A 13,948-nucleotide genomic window follows, 5' to 3' on the forward strand; every position below is an offset into this window, starting at 1 on the left:
GTTGCTCCTTACGGGTAGTGGGATAGGGGTGCGCTCGGGACTCAGTCGTGCGAGTGCAGCGGCTTGCCGGCCAGGGCCAGGTGGGCCTCGCCCAGAGCCTCGTTCTGCGTCGGGTGCGCGTGGATCAGCTGCGCGACCTCGGCGGGCAGGGCCTCCCAGTTGTAGATCAGCTGGGCCTCACCGACCTGCTCGCCCATGCGGTCGCCGACCATGTGGACGCCGACCACGGCACCGTCCTTGACCTGGACGAGCTTGATCTCGCCCGCGGTCTTGAGGATCTTGCTCTTGCCGTTGCCCGCGAGGTTGTACTTCAGGGCGACGACCTTGTCGGCGCCGTACAGCTCCTTGGCCTTCGCCTCGGTGATACCGACGGAGGCGACCTCCGGGTGGCAGTACGTGACGCGCGGCACGCCGTCGTAGTCGACCGGGACGGGCTTGAGCCCGGCCAGCCGCTCCGCCACCAGGATGCCCTCCGCGAAGCCGACGTGCGCGAGCTGGAGGGTCGGGACCAGGTCGCCGACGGCCGAGATGGTCGGCACGTTGGTGCGCATGTACTCGTCCACGAGGACGTAGCCGCGGTCCATCGCGACCCCGGCCTCCTCGTAGCCCAGGCCCTGGGAGACCGGGCCGCGGCCGACGGCGACGAGCAGCAGCTCGGCCTCGAAGGTCTTGCCGTTCTCCAGCGAGACCTTGACACCGTCGGCGGTGTACTCCACGCCGGAGAAGCGGGAGCCCAGGGAGAAGTTGATGCCGCGCTTGCGGAAGGCGCGCTCCAGCAGCTTCGAGCTGTTCTCGTCCTCGACCGGGACGAGGTGGGGGAGCGCTTCGACGATGGTGACGTCGGTGCCGAAGGACTTCCACGCGGAGGCGAACTCGACGCCGATGACGCCGCCGCCCAGCACGATCGCGGACTTCGGGACGCGGTCCAGGACCAGCGCGTGGTCCGAGGAGATGACGCGCTCGCCGTCGATGGTCAGGCCCGGCAGGGACTTCGGCACGGAGCCGGTCGCCAGCAGGACGTGGCGGCCCTCGACGCGCTGCCCGTTCACGTCGACGGACGTGGGGGAGGACAGGCGGCCCTCGCCGGTGATGTAGGTGACCTTGCGCGAGGCGACCAGGCCCTGCAGACCCTTGTACAGGCCCGAGATCACGTCGTCCTTGTACTTGTGGACGCCCGCGATGTCGATGCCCTCGAAGGACGCCTTGACGCCGAACTGCTCGCTCTCGCGGGCGGAGTCGGCGACCTCGCCGGCGTGCAGCAGAGCCTTGGTGGGGATGCAGCCGCGGTGCAGGCAGGTGCCGCCCAGCTTGTCCTTCTCGATCAGGGCGACGTCGAGACCCAGCTGCGCTCCACGCAGGGCAGCGGCGTAACCGCCGCTACCGCCTCCGAGGATCACTAGGTCGAAAACGGTGCTGGCGTCGTTCGCCACGTCACGTCCTCCATGCATGGGTACGCCGTTGCCGGTCGTCGATGACCGGGCGGCGGCTGTCGTTCGGCCGCTTTTGCTTCGGCCCTGTGATTACTGGGGGCCCTGTCCTGCCGAGACAACATCTTCGCACTTGTTGACGGACGGCGGGACGCCGGGCCGGGCTGAGGGACGACTGATGCGTCACCTTCGAGGGGTTACTCGCGCGTAGGGATGTCCACCGGCGCGGTGACACGGGGCGTTCGTCCTGAGCGAACGCCGCGCGGCCCCGGACGCATTCCCGGGGCCGCGCGGCGGTTTCGCGAAGGGGGCCGACGCGGGCCCGGAGCTCAGCCCAGGTCGCCCTCGGCGGTGCGCTCGGCCAGCCGGACGAGCGTACGGACGGCGGAGCCGGTGCCGCCCTTGGGGGTGTACCCGTAGGGGGCGCTCTCGTGGAAGGCCGGGCCGGCGATGTCCAGGTGCGCCCAGGTGATGCCCTCGCCCACGAACTCCTGGAGGAACAGGCCGGCGATCAGGCCGCCGCCGTTGCGGACGCCCATGTTGGCGATGTCCGCGACCGGGGAGTCCATCGTCTTGCGCAGCTCGGCGGGCATCGGCATGGGCCACGCCTGCTCACCGGTGGACTCGGCGATCTCGTACACGGCGGTGCGGAACGCGTCGTCGTTGGCCATGACGCCGAAGGTGCGGTCGCCCAGGGCGAGGACCATGGCCCCCGTCAGGGTGGCGACGTCCACGATCGCGTCGGGCTGCTCCTCCGAGGCCCGGGTCAGGGCGTCGGCGAGCACCAGCCGGCCCTCGGCGTCGGTGTTGAGGACCTCGACGGTCTTGCCGCTGTACATGGTCAGCACGTCGCCCGGACGGGTGGCCGTGCCGGACGGCATGTTCTCCGCGAGGGCCAGCCAGCCGGTGACGTTGACGCGCAGGCCCAGCTTGGCGGCGGCCAGCACGGCGGAGAACACGGCGGCGGCGCCGCTCATGTCGCACTTCATGGTCTCGTTGTGGCCGGCCGGCTTGAGCGAGATGCCGCCCGAGTCGTAGGTGATGCCCTTGCCGACCAGGGCGAGGTTCTTCTCCGCCTTGGGGTGGGTGTAGCCGAGGCGGACCAGCCGCGGCGGGTTGGCCGAGCCCTGGCCGACGCCCATCAGACCGCCGTAACCGCCCTTGATCAGCGCCTTCTCGTCCAGCACCTCGATCGTGAGGCCGTGCTCCTTGGCGGCCTCCTGGGCGAGGGCGGCGAACGCGGCCGGGTGGAGGGCGTTCGACGGGGTGTTGATCAGGTCGCGGGCGCGGTTGACCTCGGCGGCCACGACGGTGGCGCGCTCGATCGCGGCCTTGAACGCCTTGTCGCGCGGCTTGCCGCCCAGGATCACCGCGTCGGCCAGCGGCTCGCCCTTCTTCGACGCGCCCTTGCCGCCGCCGTTGCTGCGGAAGGCGGTGAAGGAGTACGCGCCCAGCAGGGCGCCCTCACCGATGGCCGCGGCGTCGTCCGCGTCGGTCACGGGCAGCGCGAAGGCCGCCTTCTTCGTCCCGGTGAGGGCACGGGCGGCGGCGCCCGCGGCGCGGCGCAGCGCCTCACCCTCGTAGCCGTCGCCCTTGGCGGGGACGCCGCCGAGGCCGGCGGCGACCACGACGGCGGCCTTGACGCCCGCCGGGGCCGGGAGCTTGGTGACCTCGCCCTCCTCGCCGGAGGCGCCGAGGGTCTCCAGGACGGCGGCCAGCTTGCCGTCGAAGGCCTGGTCGACGGCCTCGGCGCCGGGCGCGAGGACGGGACCCTTCGGGCCCTTGGCGACACCGACGACGAGGGCGTCCGCGCGCAGCGTCGCCGCGCCGGAGGTGCTGAGAGTGAGAGCAGTCACGGTGGTGGGTGTCCCTACTTCCGTTGAGTTTCCACGGCTTGGAAGCACAGCGAGGCCGTGCCGGCCGCCACCGCGCATCGTATGCGCCGCGTGTGCGCCGCCGGGTTCCGGGCCTTCGGGCTGCCGCGAGCCTATCCCCGCACGGTCGTTCAGCCCAGGGTCGTGACGATCATGGCACCGGTGGCAGCGGTCTCCGCGAGGGCGCCGAAGACGTCCCCGGTGACGCCGCCGAAGCGGCGCCGGCAGTGGAACAGGAGGAGTTCGGCCGCCGCGACGGCGAGCACCACGGCGGCTCCCGCGCGGACGGCCGCGCCCGGACCCAGGAGCGCGCCGGCGCCGGCCGCCGCGCAGCAGGCCGCGGCGGTCACGGCCAGGGCGGCGGGGACGGGCACCACCCCGGCGACCGCGGCCCCCAGCCCGCCGGGGCGGGCCGCCGGGACGCCGCGGCGGGCGGCGAGGGTGAGGGCGCAGCGCGCGGCGACGGCCGCCACCAGGGCGGCGAGGGCGCCGCGCGCTCCGCCGACGGCGTACTGGCCGGCGAGCACGGCGGCCTGGCCGAGCAGCACGAACACCAGGGTGACGACGCCGAACGGGCCGATGTCCGACTGCTTCATGATCCGCAGCGCGTCCTCGGCGGGCTTGCCGCTGCCCAGCCCGTCGGCCACGTCGGCCAGCCCGTCCAGGTGCAGCCCGCGGGTGAGCACGGCGGGTACGGCGGTGGCGGCCACCGCCGCGACGAGGGGGCTCGCGCCGAGCAGCAGCAGGAACCAGCCCGTCGCACCGGCGCACACGCCGACGACGAGTCCGGCGAGCGGGGCGGCGAGCATGCCCCCGCGCGCCGCCGGGCGGTCCCAGCGGGTGAGGCGGACGGGCAGTACGGTCAACGTGCCGAAGGCGAACCGGAGGGCGTCGCCGGTGGTCGCGCGGGAGGTGCCGGGAGCGGGCGTGTCGGTCATCGCGGGCAGGGTATCCCGGCGGTGCCGGGCGGCCGGGCGACGGCCGGGTGGGCAGTCAGGTGGTGGCTGGGAGAGAGCCGGACGGCGGCCGCGCGGGGCCCGCGGAGGAACGGGGGAACGCGCCCGGTTGTCGATAAACTGCACGTCAGGGCGGAGTTCGGAAGTGCGGGAGTCCGATGGAACACTGGCTTGACCGCAATATCGTCGAGCCGGGCAAGCTGCCGCTGCTGGCGGCCCTGGCCTCGTTCGTGCTGACGTTCCTCGTCACCCGGGTGATCACCCGGCTGATCCGTGCGGGCAAGGGCCCCTTCCGCAACATCCGCCCCGGCGGCCTGCACGTCCACCACGTCGTCCCCGGCGTGGTGCTGATGGTGATCGGCGGCTTCGGCGCGGTGGCGGCGGGCCGGCACGGGCTGAGCGCGGTGGTCGCGGCGGTCCTCTTCGGGATGGGCGCCGGGCTGGTGCTGGACGAGTTCGCGCTGATCCTGCACCTTGACGACGTCTACTGGACCGAACAGGGCCGCAAGAGCGTAGAGATCGTGGTGCTGACGGCCGCCCTGGTCGCCCTGGTCCTCTTCGGGTTCTCCCCCTTCGGGGTGAACGAGCTGACCCCCGAGGAGCTGCGCAGCCGCAGCATCCTCGTCTCCAACATCCTGATCAACTTCCTGATCGCGCTGTTCGCCCTGGCCAAGGGCAAGCCGCGGATAGCCCTCATCGGCGCGGTCGTCCCGCTGGTCGCGCTGATCGGCGCGGTACGGCTGGCCCGGCCCGGCTCGCCGTGGGCCCGCCGCTTCTACCGCAACCGCCCGCGCGCCCGCCGCCGGGCCCGGGTGCGGGCCTACCGCCACGACGCCCGCTGGAACGCCGTCCGCAACCGGCTTCACGACCTCGTCGCGGGCGCCCCCGACCGCTGACCCCCGCTTCCGGGACCCGGGGGCCCGCCCCGGAGCCCCCCGTTCCCGGGGTCGCCGGGCCCGCCCCGGAAGCGGTCGTCCCGTGGCTTGCGGCGGCGCCTGCGCACCTCGTCGGCCGCGCTCAGCGCCAGCATCGCCGTGACGGCCGCGATGTGCTCCTTGCCCGCCAGGTTCGGCTTGACGGCCACCTCGGCCACCATCGCCAGCACCACCACCGCGCAGGTGGCCCAGGCCCGGTAGCGCCAGGACACGTACACCGCGAGCCCCACCACGGCCGCCGACGGGCCGGTGTCGACCACCTTGGCCGCGTGCGCCGGCAGCCCCCAGAAGCCCGGGCCCAGGGCGATGGCCACCCGCGCGTACATCGTCCCGGCCAGCGTGGCGGCGTAGGCGATGGCCAGCGTCCGCCGGCGGCCCAGGCAGACCTCGGCGATCCCGAAGACGAGCAGGACCTGGACGAGCGACCCCCAGACCGGCAGGTCCAGCGCCGGGACGAACAGCGACAACGGCGTCCGCAGCAGCGCCAGCCACCAGGGCACCTCGGCCCGTACCGAGCCGACCGCCTGGACGGGGCCGTAACCCCAGGGCTGGTTCTGCACCAGCTGGAAGACGACGATGAGACCGACCGCCGAGAGCGTCAGCGGGATGGCGCGGAGCCGGTCGCGGGCGAGCGCCTCGGTCACGTGGGTGAGGAGCGGTCCCCATTCGGTGCGCGCGGCGCGTCGGAGCGCCGCACGGTTCATCGCCGGCTCTCCAGGTGCTTGCGGTTCAGCCACTTCGGCAGCCCCGGGGCCTCCAGGAAGCCCTCCGCGCGGGCGCTCGCGATGCCGATCCGCAGCAGGTCACTGCTCTTCTCGAACAGCATGAAACGAGGCTCCCAGATCGGCCGGTACTTCGCATTCGCGCGGTACAGCGACTCGATCTGCCACCAGCGGGAGAAGAAGCTGAGCAGCGAGCGCCAGGCCCGCAGCACCGGTCCCGCGCCGAGCCGGGAGCCGCGCTCGAAGACCGAGCGGAACATCGCGAAGTTCAGCGAGACCTGGGCGATGCGCAGCTCCTTCGCCCGCTGGAGGAGCTCGATCACCATGAACTCCATCAGGCCGTTCTCGGACTCCCGGTCCCGGCGCATCAGGTCCAGCGAGAGCCCCTTGGGCCCCCACGGTACGAAGCTCAGCAGCGCCCGCAGCTCGCCCTCGCCGTCGTGGCACTCCAGCATCACGCAGCGGCCGTCGTCCGGGTCGCCCAGCCGGCCGAGCGCCATCGAGAAGCCGCGCTCGGTCGCGCCGTCGCGCCAGTCGTCCGCGCGCCGCAGCAGCTCGGCCATCTCCTCCTCGGGGATGTCCTCGTGCCGCCGGATGCGGACCGTGTACCCGGCCCGCTTCACCCGGTTGAACGCCTGCCGGACGGTCCGCATGGCCCGGCCCTCCAGGGTGAACTCCGCGGTGTCGACGATCGCCTCGTCACCGAGCTCCAGGGCGTCCATGCCGTGCCGGGCGTAGACGGTGCCGCCCTCCTCGCTCGCGCCCATCACGGCCGGGATCCAGCCGTGCGCCCGGGCCTCGGCCAGCCAGGGCTCGATGGCCCCCGGCCACGCCTCGGGGTCGCCGAGCGGATCGCCCGACGCGAGGGAGACCCCGCCGACCACCCGGTAGGTGACCGCCGCCTTCCCGGACGGCGACCAGACCACGCTCTTCTCGCGGCGCAGCGCGAAGTAGCCCAGCGAGTCCCGGTCGCCGTACCTGTCGAGCAGCGCCCGCAGCCGCGCCTCGTCCTCAGGCGTCAGTGGGTCGGTGGCGCGGCGGGAGCGGAACGCCGCCCACACCACCAGCACCAGCAGCACCGTGCTCATCACGTTGATGGTGACGTTGACCCAGTCCGGGGTGTCGATCGCCGGGAACGGGCTGTCGTCGCTCGCCAGGAAGATCAACCGCCGCACGCCGTAGCGCCAGCGGTCCCAGAACGTGGACCGGTACGCGTCCCCCGCCTGGTTGGTGACGGTCACCAGGAACGCCGCGATCAGCGAGCAGACCAGCAGGCCCCCGGCCGCGACGGCCGCCGCCAGCTTGGGGTTGGAGCGGTCCCCGACCGCGTAGAACTCCCGCCGGCCCACCACCAGGGCGGCCACGAACAGCGCCGTGATCACCACCGAGAACCAGTTCTGCCCGTGCGCCCGGAACTCCGGGAACCACATCAGCAGAGTCAGCAGCAGCAGAAGCACCCCGGCCAGCGCCAGGTTGAGGATCCAGGCGGCCCGCTTGCGGCGGCGCAGGGTGACCGCCATGAACAGCGACACCACGGCCGAGGTGAAGCTGGCCTCCAGCAGGTACGGCGTGAAGTAGTCGTCGACGCTGTGCCGCCGGATGCTGGCCCCGAAGGACACCCAGACCGCGCTGAGCAGGTTGACGAAGGCGGCGGCACGCAGGTACCACACGGCGAAGGCTGCGGCGCGCCGGGGCCAGGGGCCCGGGCGCGCCTCGTCATCCGGAGTCAAGCGGACTTCTCCCGAAAAGGCGACGGAACGGTGGGCGAGGGGACGTGACGGACGGCGTGGCCCCCCACGTTTCCGCTGCCGGTGACCGCTGTCGAGACCTTCCGGTCCGTGTCGGTACCGTGTCGGGCTCCGCGTCGGCTGTGCGCCGGCCTCAGGAACGCTCGGGAAGCTCCGCCGCCAGAGACGCCGCGGCCCGCACCAGCGGCAGAGCGAGCAGCGCCCCCGTTCCCTCGCCCAGTGTGACGCCGTGATCGAGCAGAGGGTTGAGCGCGATCCGGTCGAGCGCCTTCGCCTGGGCCGGATCACCGCTGCTCTGCCCGGCCAGCCACCAGTCCGGGGCACGGAAGGCGACACGCTGCGCGACGAGGGCGCACGCCGCGGACACCACGCCGTCCAGGATCACCGGCGTCCGGCGCACCGCGCTCTGCAGCAGGAACCCCGTCGTCGCCGTCAGGTCCGCGCCGCCGGTCGTCGCCAGCAGCCGCAGCTGGTCGCCCAGGACGGGCCGGGCCCGGCGCAGCGCGTCCCGGATCGCCGCGCACTTGCGCATCCACGCCAGGTCGTCGATGCCCGCGCCGCCCCGGCCGGTCACCACCGACGCGTCCGTCCCGCACAGCGCGCCGATCAGCGCGCCCGCGGCGGTCGTACCGCCCACGCTCAGGTCGCCGAGGACGACGAGGTCCGTGCCGGAGTCGGCCTCCTCGTCGGCGATCGCCATCCCCGCCCGGAACGCGGCCTCCGCCTCCTCCGCGGTCAGCGCGTCCTCGACGTCGATCCGGCCCGAACCGCGGCGCACCCGGTGCCGGGTGACCTCCGCCGGCAGCAGCTCCGGATCGCAGTCCAGCGCCATGTCGACGACCCGCAGCTCCACACCGGAGCGGCGGGCCAGGACGGCCGGGGCGCTCTCCCCGTCCAGCGCGGCGCGCACCAGCCCGTACGCGCCCTCGGCGGGCCCGGCGGAGACGCCCAGCGACGCGACCCCGTGATCGCCCGCGAACAGAATCGCCTTCGGCCGCTCCACCGGCTTCACCGGCACCCCGCCCTGCGCGGCCGCCAGCCACTCGCCGAGCTCGTCCAGCCGCCCGAACGAGCCCGGGCGGACGGCGAGGCGCTCCCGCCGCTGCTCCGCTTCGCGGCGGATGTCGGGGTCGGGGCGCTCGATCAGCGTGGCGAACTCGTCAAGATTCAGACCGCTCATCCGCGACACATTACCGCTGCGCGGGGCGGGGGACGGGGGTGCGGTGCCCCGGTCCCTCCCCCAGAGGGGGCACCCCCATTCGCCGTTTCTGCGGGGGCGAGCCCCCGCACCCCCGAAACCGCGCTCCGCGCGGTTGTCCTCAAACGCCGGACGGGCTGGTTTTCCAGCCCGTCCGGCGTTTGAGGACGAGCGGCGAAGCCGCGAAAAGGGGGTCTGGGGCGCAGCCCCAGGAAACGGCGAAGGGGCGGGTCTGGGGCACACCCCCCTCCCTACCGCAACCGCACCGCCGCCCCCGCCACCACCAACAGCACATGCTCACACTCCGCCGCCCAAGCCGCGTTCAACCGCCCCAGCTCGTCCCGGAACCGCCGCCCGGAAGCGGTCGCCGGCACCACCCCGGAGCCGACCTCGTTGCTGACGGCGACGACGGTCCGCCGGGTCTCGCGGACGGCGCGGACGAGCGAGGCGACCTCCTGGGCCAGCGCGGACGCACCCCCGTTCGCCCACACCGCGTCGTCCCACGCCGACACGGCGTCCATCGCGTGGGTGAGCCACAGCGAGAGGCAGTCGATCAGCAACGGCGGTCCGTCGGCGGCGAGCAGGGGGACGAGGTCGCAGGTCTCGGCCGTGCGCCAGGAGGGCGGGCGGCGTTCGCGGTGCAGGGCGACGCGGGCCGCCCAGTCGGAGTCGCCGTCCCGGGTGCCGCCGGTGGCGACGTAGGTGACCTCAGGGAACGACTCCAGCCGCCGCTCGGCCTCCACGGACTTCCCCGAGCGCGCCCCGCCGAGGACGAGCGTCCGCCGGGGCACGTCGGGAACGGCGTGGTAGTCCCCGACGGTGAGCGTGCTGCCGTCCGGGACGGCCCGCGCCCCGGCCGCGGCCAGCCGGCGGTGCAACTCCCGCCCCGGGGGCACCTCGTGGCCGAGGTGGACGGCGATCACGTCCGTCGTCGCGGTGACCGCACCCGTCTCGCGCAGCCGGGCCAGGGCGTCCGGCCGGTCCACGACGTCGAGGAGGACGATGTCGTACGGGCCGGACGCGGCGGAGAGCCCGGCCGGGGCGCCGCCGGGCGGCAGGTAGAGCAGGCGGTCGCCGTCGGGGCCCGTCACCTCGTAGCCCGTGCCCGGCGCGTCCAGGGCCACCGCCCGCACCCGGTGCCCGCTGATCACCGACAGGTCGCGGCCGTCCGGCACCCGCACCGGCGCCGGCAGGCCGGGCGGCAGCTCGACGGCCGGGCCGTCGTGCGGGTGGGAGAGCAGCACCTGCCGCACTCCGGCGACGCTCCGGCCCGCCCGCGCGGCCGCGAACGCGGGCCCGGGCGTGAGATCGAGCAGCAGCTCGCCGTCGACGAGCAGGGCGGTCGCCGCCCGGGCGTTCTCGCCCACGGCGGTGGCGCAGGCGGCGCAGGGGCAGCCGGGGCGCGGCAGCCCTTCGGGGGCCCCGGTGCCGAGCAGAGTCAGTTCCACGCCCCGATCGTCTCGCGTCCGTGCGCGGCGGGCGCGCCGGGATCACCCTTTCTCGCCCCGGGACCGCGCGCCCGGCCGGGAGTTAGGCTGCGTTCCGGCAGCGAACCACGAGCCTTTGGAGGCTGGCATGGCGTGGGTGTGGCGGTTCGAGAAGGCGGACGGGACGGAGACGGCCCCGGCCGTCGAGCCGGAGGAGTTCTCGACGCAGGGGGACGCGGAGTCCTGGCTCGGCGAGGAGTGGCGGGCGCTGCTGGAGGGCGGCGTGGAACAGGTACGTCTGTTCGAGGACGGCCAGGAGATCTACGACTCCCCGATGAGCCTCCGGGCGGCGGCGGAGAGCTGAGGGCGCGCCGCGCGCCCGGCCGGCGGCCGGTCCGAGGCGTTCGCACCGCGCCGCGCGGCCGCTCTCCGGCCCGGGGGTGACCCCAGGCCGGCCGGACGCCCCCGGGTCCCCGGCCCTACCCGCCCCGCACCCCGCACAGGTGCAGCAGCGTCGCCACCGCCCGGTACGGGTCCGTCCGGCCGGCCCGGTCCTCGGCGGCCAGCAGGCGGTCGAGGTCGGCCTGGCGGGGGCGCGCCGGCGGGTCGGTGAAGACGCGGACGCCGTACCAGGCGCGCAGCGGGGTGCCGATGCCGGCCAGGGTGGCGGTCAGGGTCTCGCGCCGGTCGGCGCGGACGGGGGTGCCGGTGCGGTCGGTGTCGTAGGGGGAGTCGAAGGCGGCGAGCGCCCGGTCCCAGTCGCCGGCCAGGGCGGGCCGCAGGGCCAGCGCGTCCGCGTTGCGGACGAGCAGCGACAGCAGGCCGCCGGGGGCCAGGACGCGGGCGAGCCCGGCCAGCAGGGGGTCGGGCTCCGGTATGTACATCAGCACGCCGTGGCAGAGGACGAGGTCGAAGGCGCCCGGTGTGAAGTGCGCGCCGGTGTCCCGGCCGTCGCCCTCCAGGAGCCGGACGCGCTCCCGGACCTCCGCGGGCCCGGCGGCGAGCACCTTGCGGACGGCGGCCACCGTCGACGGGTCGGACTCCAGCGCGGTCACCTCGTGTCCCGCGCGGGCGAGCCGCAGTGCCTGGGTGCCGTGGGCGAGGCCCACGTCGAGGACGCGCAGGCGCTGCCCGGCCGGGAAGCGCGCGGCCATCTGCTCGTCGATCTGCCGGGCGACGAGCTCGTGCCGGACGGTGTTCCGCAGGCCTTCCCACAGGCCCTCGTCGGCGGCCCGCACGGCCCCGGCGTACCCGGCCGGTGCCGCGCCGGGGAACGTCCCGGGCCAGGCGCCACCGTCGTGGGGGCGAGGCTCGGGGACGTCCCCCCAGGCCGGCCCGGGGGCCATCACGGGTGCGGCCCCGAAAGCGCCCTCAGGGGCCGCGCCGGGGTACGTCCAGACGTACTCCTCGGACACCTCGGATCCCGGTACCGCTCCGGGCCCGTCCGACAGCGTGCCGGCCGGGCCCCACGGGGAGCCGCTCAGGGCTTCTCCCCGCGCGCGACCTTCGGCTTGGGCAGCCGCAGCCGCCGCATCTGCAGGGAGCGCATCAGCGCGTACGGGACGGCGCCCCGGGTGCTCTCGCCGGCGAAGCGCTCCTTGAGGCCCTTGCGCAGGCCGACCGCGAGGACGACCGAGTTGAGGACGATCACCAGGATGACGACCATCCACGCCAGCAGCACGTACTGCTGGAACTTCCCGCGGTTGAACATGCTCATGACGAGGATGACTACCGCGAGCGGGAGGAAGAACTCCATGACGGTGAACCGGGAGTCCACGAAGTCCCGCGCGAAGCGCCGGACGGGCCCCTTGTCACGGGCGGGCAGGAACCGCTCGTCGCCGTTGGCCAGTGCCTCCCGCTGCCGGGCCATGTCGGCCCGACGGGTCTCGCGCTGCCGCTTCGCGGCCTCCTTGCGGTTGGCCGGCGTACTGGCCAGGCTGCGGCGCTGGGCCGCGGCCTCGCTGCGCTTGGGCGTGGGGCGGCCCTTGGGGGCCTCCGGATGACGGGGCTGCTGGGGCTGGTCCGCGGTCACCTTGGCGTCGGCGGCCTTGGCGGACTGCTCTTCCTTCGAACGGCTTCGGAACACGGGACCCAAGGGTACGGGGTCCCGGGGGTGGACCCCAGCGTTCTGGGGAATGATCCCGGGATGGCCTCCGCGGGACGCCCCGTGCCGCGGGCGCCCCGGGCCCACCCGGTGGGCGGTCTCCTCCTCCTGCCGGAGGAAGGCGTCCCCCTGATCGTCCTGCAGGAGGAGCGCATCCGGGTCCGGACAGTGCGGTAATGGGGACAGGCCCCGTACTGTGGGTTCTGTAGGTGTGATGGAGCCGAAGCCCGAGCAAAGTCGGTCAGAAGGGGGCGCGCGAGGCCCATGAGCGGTGTCATGAAGCGTATGGGGATGATTTTCCGCGCGAAGGCCAACAAGGCCCTGGACCGGGCCGAGGATCCGCGCGAGACCCTCGACTACTCGTACCAGAAGCAGGTCGAGCTGCTGCAGAAGGTGCGCCGGGGCGTGGCCGACGTGGCCACCTCCCGCAAGCGCCTGGAGCTGCAGCTCACCCAGCTCCAGGGGCAGTCCGCGAAGCTGGAGGAGCAGGGCCGCAAGGCGCTCGCCCTCGGCCGCGAGGACCTCGCGCGGGAGGCGCTGACCCGGCGGTCCGCCCTCCAGCAGCAGGTCAGCGACCTGGAGACACAGCACCGGACGCTCCAGGGCGAGGAGGAGAAGCTCACCCTCGCCTCCCAGCGGCTCCAGGCCAAGGTCGACGCCTTCCGCACCAAGAAGGAGACCATCAAGGCCACCTACACCGCCGCCCAGGCCCAGACCCGCATCGGCGAGGCATTCTCCGGCATCTCCGAGGAGATGGGCGACGTCGGCATGGCCATCCAGCGCGCCGAGGACAAGACGGCCCAGCTCCAGGCCCGGGCCGGCGCCATCGACGAGCTCCTCGCCTCCGGCGCCCTCGACGACCCCACGGGCATGGCGAAGGACGACATCACGGCCGAGCTGGACCGCCTGTCCAGCGGATCGGACGTCGAGCTGGAACTCCAGCGGATGAAGGCCGAGCTCTCCGGCGGCAGCGCCAAGCCGGCCATCGAGGGCGGCGCCTCGTCGCAGTCCGCCCAGCCGCAGGACCGGCCCGACTTCCACAAGCGCTGACGCGCGGGCCGCGGAACGAGAGGAGGCGCCGTGATCGTTCGCATCATGGGGGAGGGCCAGTGGAAGCTGGCCGACAGCCACTTCGCCGAGCTCAACGCGCTGGACGACGAACTGCTCGATGAGATGGAGAGCGGCGACGAGGAGGGGTTCCGGCGGACGCTCGGGGCTCTGCTCGATGCGGTGCGGCGGCTCGGCAGTCCGTTGCCCGACGACGCGCTGGAGCCTTCCGAGCTGATCCTGCCGGCGCCGGACGCGTCGCTGGCGGAGGTCCGCCAGATGCTCAGCGACGACGGGCTCATCCCGGGGTGACCCCTGCGGGGGCTGTGCCCCGGTCCCTCCCCCGAAGCGCCCTGCGGGCGCTGTCCTCAAACTCCCCCAGAGGGGGGACCCCCAACGGGCTGAAGATCAGCCCGTCCGGCGTTTGAGGACGAGCGGCGAAGCCGCGAAAAGGGGGTCTGGGGCGCAGCCCCAGGAATCGGCGAAGGGGAGGGACCGGGGCACAGCCCG

General features: G+C 74.0%; 13 protein-coding genes. 4 read left to right on the forward strand and 9 right to left on the reverse strand.

Features of this window, described 5'->3' with window-relative positions; all coding sequences use genetic code 11:
• Positions 1 to 41 precede the first annotated feature (41 nt).
• The 3 genes from lpdA to K7I03_RS24060 form a co-directional block, all read right to left on the reverse strand.
• Entirely contained in the window at positions 42 to 1,430 is a 1,389-nt protein-coding gene (lpdA, locus tag K7I03_RS24050) for a dihydrolipoyl dehydrogenase (protein WP_185940462.1), read from the reverse strand.
• 326 nt (positions 1,431 to 1,756) lie between these two features.
• Entirely contained in the window at positions 1,757 to 3,283 is a 1,527-nt protein-coding gene (locus tag K7I03_RS24055; RefSeq protein WP_185940461.1) for a leucyl aminopeptidase, read from the reverse strand.
• 149 nt (positions 3,284 to 3,432) lie between these two features.
• Positions 3,433 to 4,239, reverse strand: a complete 807-nt coding sequence (locus tag K7I03_RS24060) for an adenosylcobinamide-GDP ribazoletransferase (protein ID WP_185940460.1) — start codon at positions 4,237 to 4,239, stop codon at positions 3,433 to 3,435.
• 176 nt (positions 4,240 to 4,415) lie between these two features.
• On the opposite strand from K7I03_RS24060, the gene K7I03_RS24065 reads away from it, so the two are divergent.
• Positions 4,416 to 5,153, forward strand: coding sequence for a hypothetical protein (locus K7I03_RS24065; RefSeq protein ID WP_185940459.1), 738 nt, complete (start codon positions 4,416 to 4,418; stop codon positions 5,151 to 5,153).
• Here K7I03_RS24065 and K7I03_RS24070 read toward each other — a convergent pair.
• The 4 genes from K7I03_RS24070 to K7I03_RS24085 form a co-directional block, all read right to left on the reverse strand.
• Positions 5,120 to 5,896, reverse strand: a complete 777-nt coding sequence (locus K7I03_RS24070; protein ID WP_185940458.1) for a hypothetical protein — start codon at positions 5,894 to 5,896, stop codon at positions 5,120 to 5,122. The two genes, K7I03_RS24065 and K7I03_RS24070, sit on opposite strands and share 34 nt — an antisense overlap.
• A complete protein-coding gene (locus tag K7I03_RS24075) occupies positions 5,893 to 7,644 on the reverse strand; it encodes a phosphatidylglycerol lysyltransferase domain-containing protein (protein WP_185940457.1) in 1,752 nt (583 codons plus the stop codon). Before K7I03_RS24075 ends, K7I03_RS24070 begins: the two co-directional genes overlap by 4 nt.
• 151 nt (positions 7,645 to 7,795) lie before the next feature.
• Positions 7,796 to 8,842 carry a nicotinate-nucleotide--dimethylbenzimidazole phosphoribosyltransferase gene (cobT, locus tag K7I03_RS24080; protein ID WP_185940456.1) on the reverse strand — a complete coding sequence of 349 codons (1,047 nt, stop codon included), beginning with the start codon at positions 8,840 to 8,842 and terminating at the stop codon, positions 7,796 to 7,798.
• A gap of 269 nt (positions 8,843 to 9,111) precedes the next feature.
• Positions 9,112 to 10,308, reverse strand: a complete 1,197-nt coding sequence (locus K7I03_RS24085) for a bifunctional adenosylcobinamide kinase/adenosylcobinamide-phosphate guanylyltransferase (protein ID WP_185940155.1) — start codon at positions 10,306 to 10,308, stop codon at positions 9,112 to 9,114.
• Between the two features lie 127 nt (positions 10,309 to 10,435).
• Between K7I03_RS24085 and K7I03_RS24090 the strand changes: the two genes are divergently transcribed.
• Entirely contained in the window at positions 10,436 to 10,651 is a 216-nt protein-coding gene (locus K7I03_RS24090) for a hypothetical protein (RefSeq protein WP_185940156.1), read from the forward strand.
• Between the two features lie 115 nt (positions 10,652 to 10,766).
• Here K7I03_RS24090 and K7I03_RS24095 read toward each other — a convergent pair whose 3' ends face one another.
• Both K7I03_RS24095 and K7I03_RS24100 read right to left on the reverse strand, forming a co-directional pair.
• Positions 10,767 to 11,441, reverse strand: a complete 675-nt coding sequence (locus K7I03_RS24095; RefSeq protein WP_238513616.1) for a class I SAM-dependent methyltransferase — start codon at positions 11,439 to 11,441, stop codon at positions 10,767 to 10,769.
• Positions 11,442 to 11,767: 326 nt separating this feature from the next.
• On the reverse strand, positions 11,768 to 12,373 hold the full coding sequence (locus K7I03_RS24100; RefSeq protein ID WP_185940157.1) for a DUF3043 domain-containing protein: 606 nt from the start codon (positions 12,371 to 12,373) through the stop codon (positions 11,768 to 11,770).
• Positions 12,374 to 12,655: 282 nt separating this feature from the next.
• On the opposite strand from K7I03_RS24100, the gene K7I03_RS24105 reads away from it, so the two are divergent.
• A complete protein-coding gene (locus K7I03_RS24105) occupies positions 12,656 to 13,441 on the forward strand; it encodes a PspA/IM30 family protein (protein ID WP_040889344.1) in 786 nt (261 codons plus the stop codon).
• A gap of 30 nt (positions 13,442 to 13,471) precedes the next feature.
• Positions 13,472 to 13,750 (forward strand): PspA-associated protein PspAA, encoded by a 279-nt coding sequence (pspAA, locus tag K7I03_RS24110; protein WP_185940158.1) that lies wholly within the window; start codon positions 13,472 to 13,474, stop codon positions 13,748 to 13,750.
• Positions 13,751 to 13,948 lie beyond the last annotated feature (198 nt).

This window comes from Streptomyces mobaraensis (assembly GCF_020099395.1).
Lineage (GTDB): Bacteria > Actinomycetota > Actinomycetes > Streptomycetales > Streptomycetaceae > Streptomyces.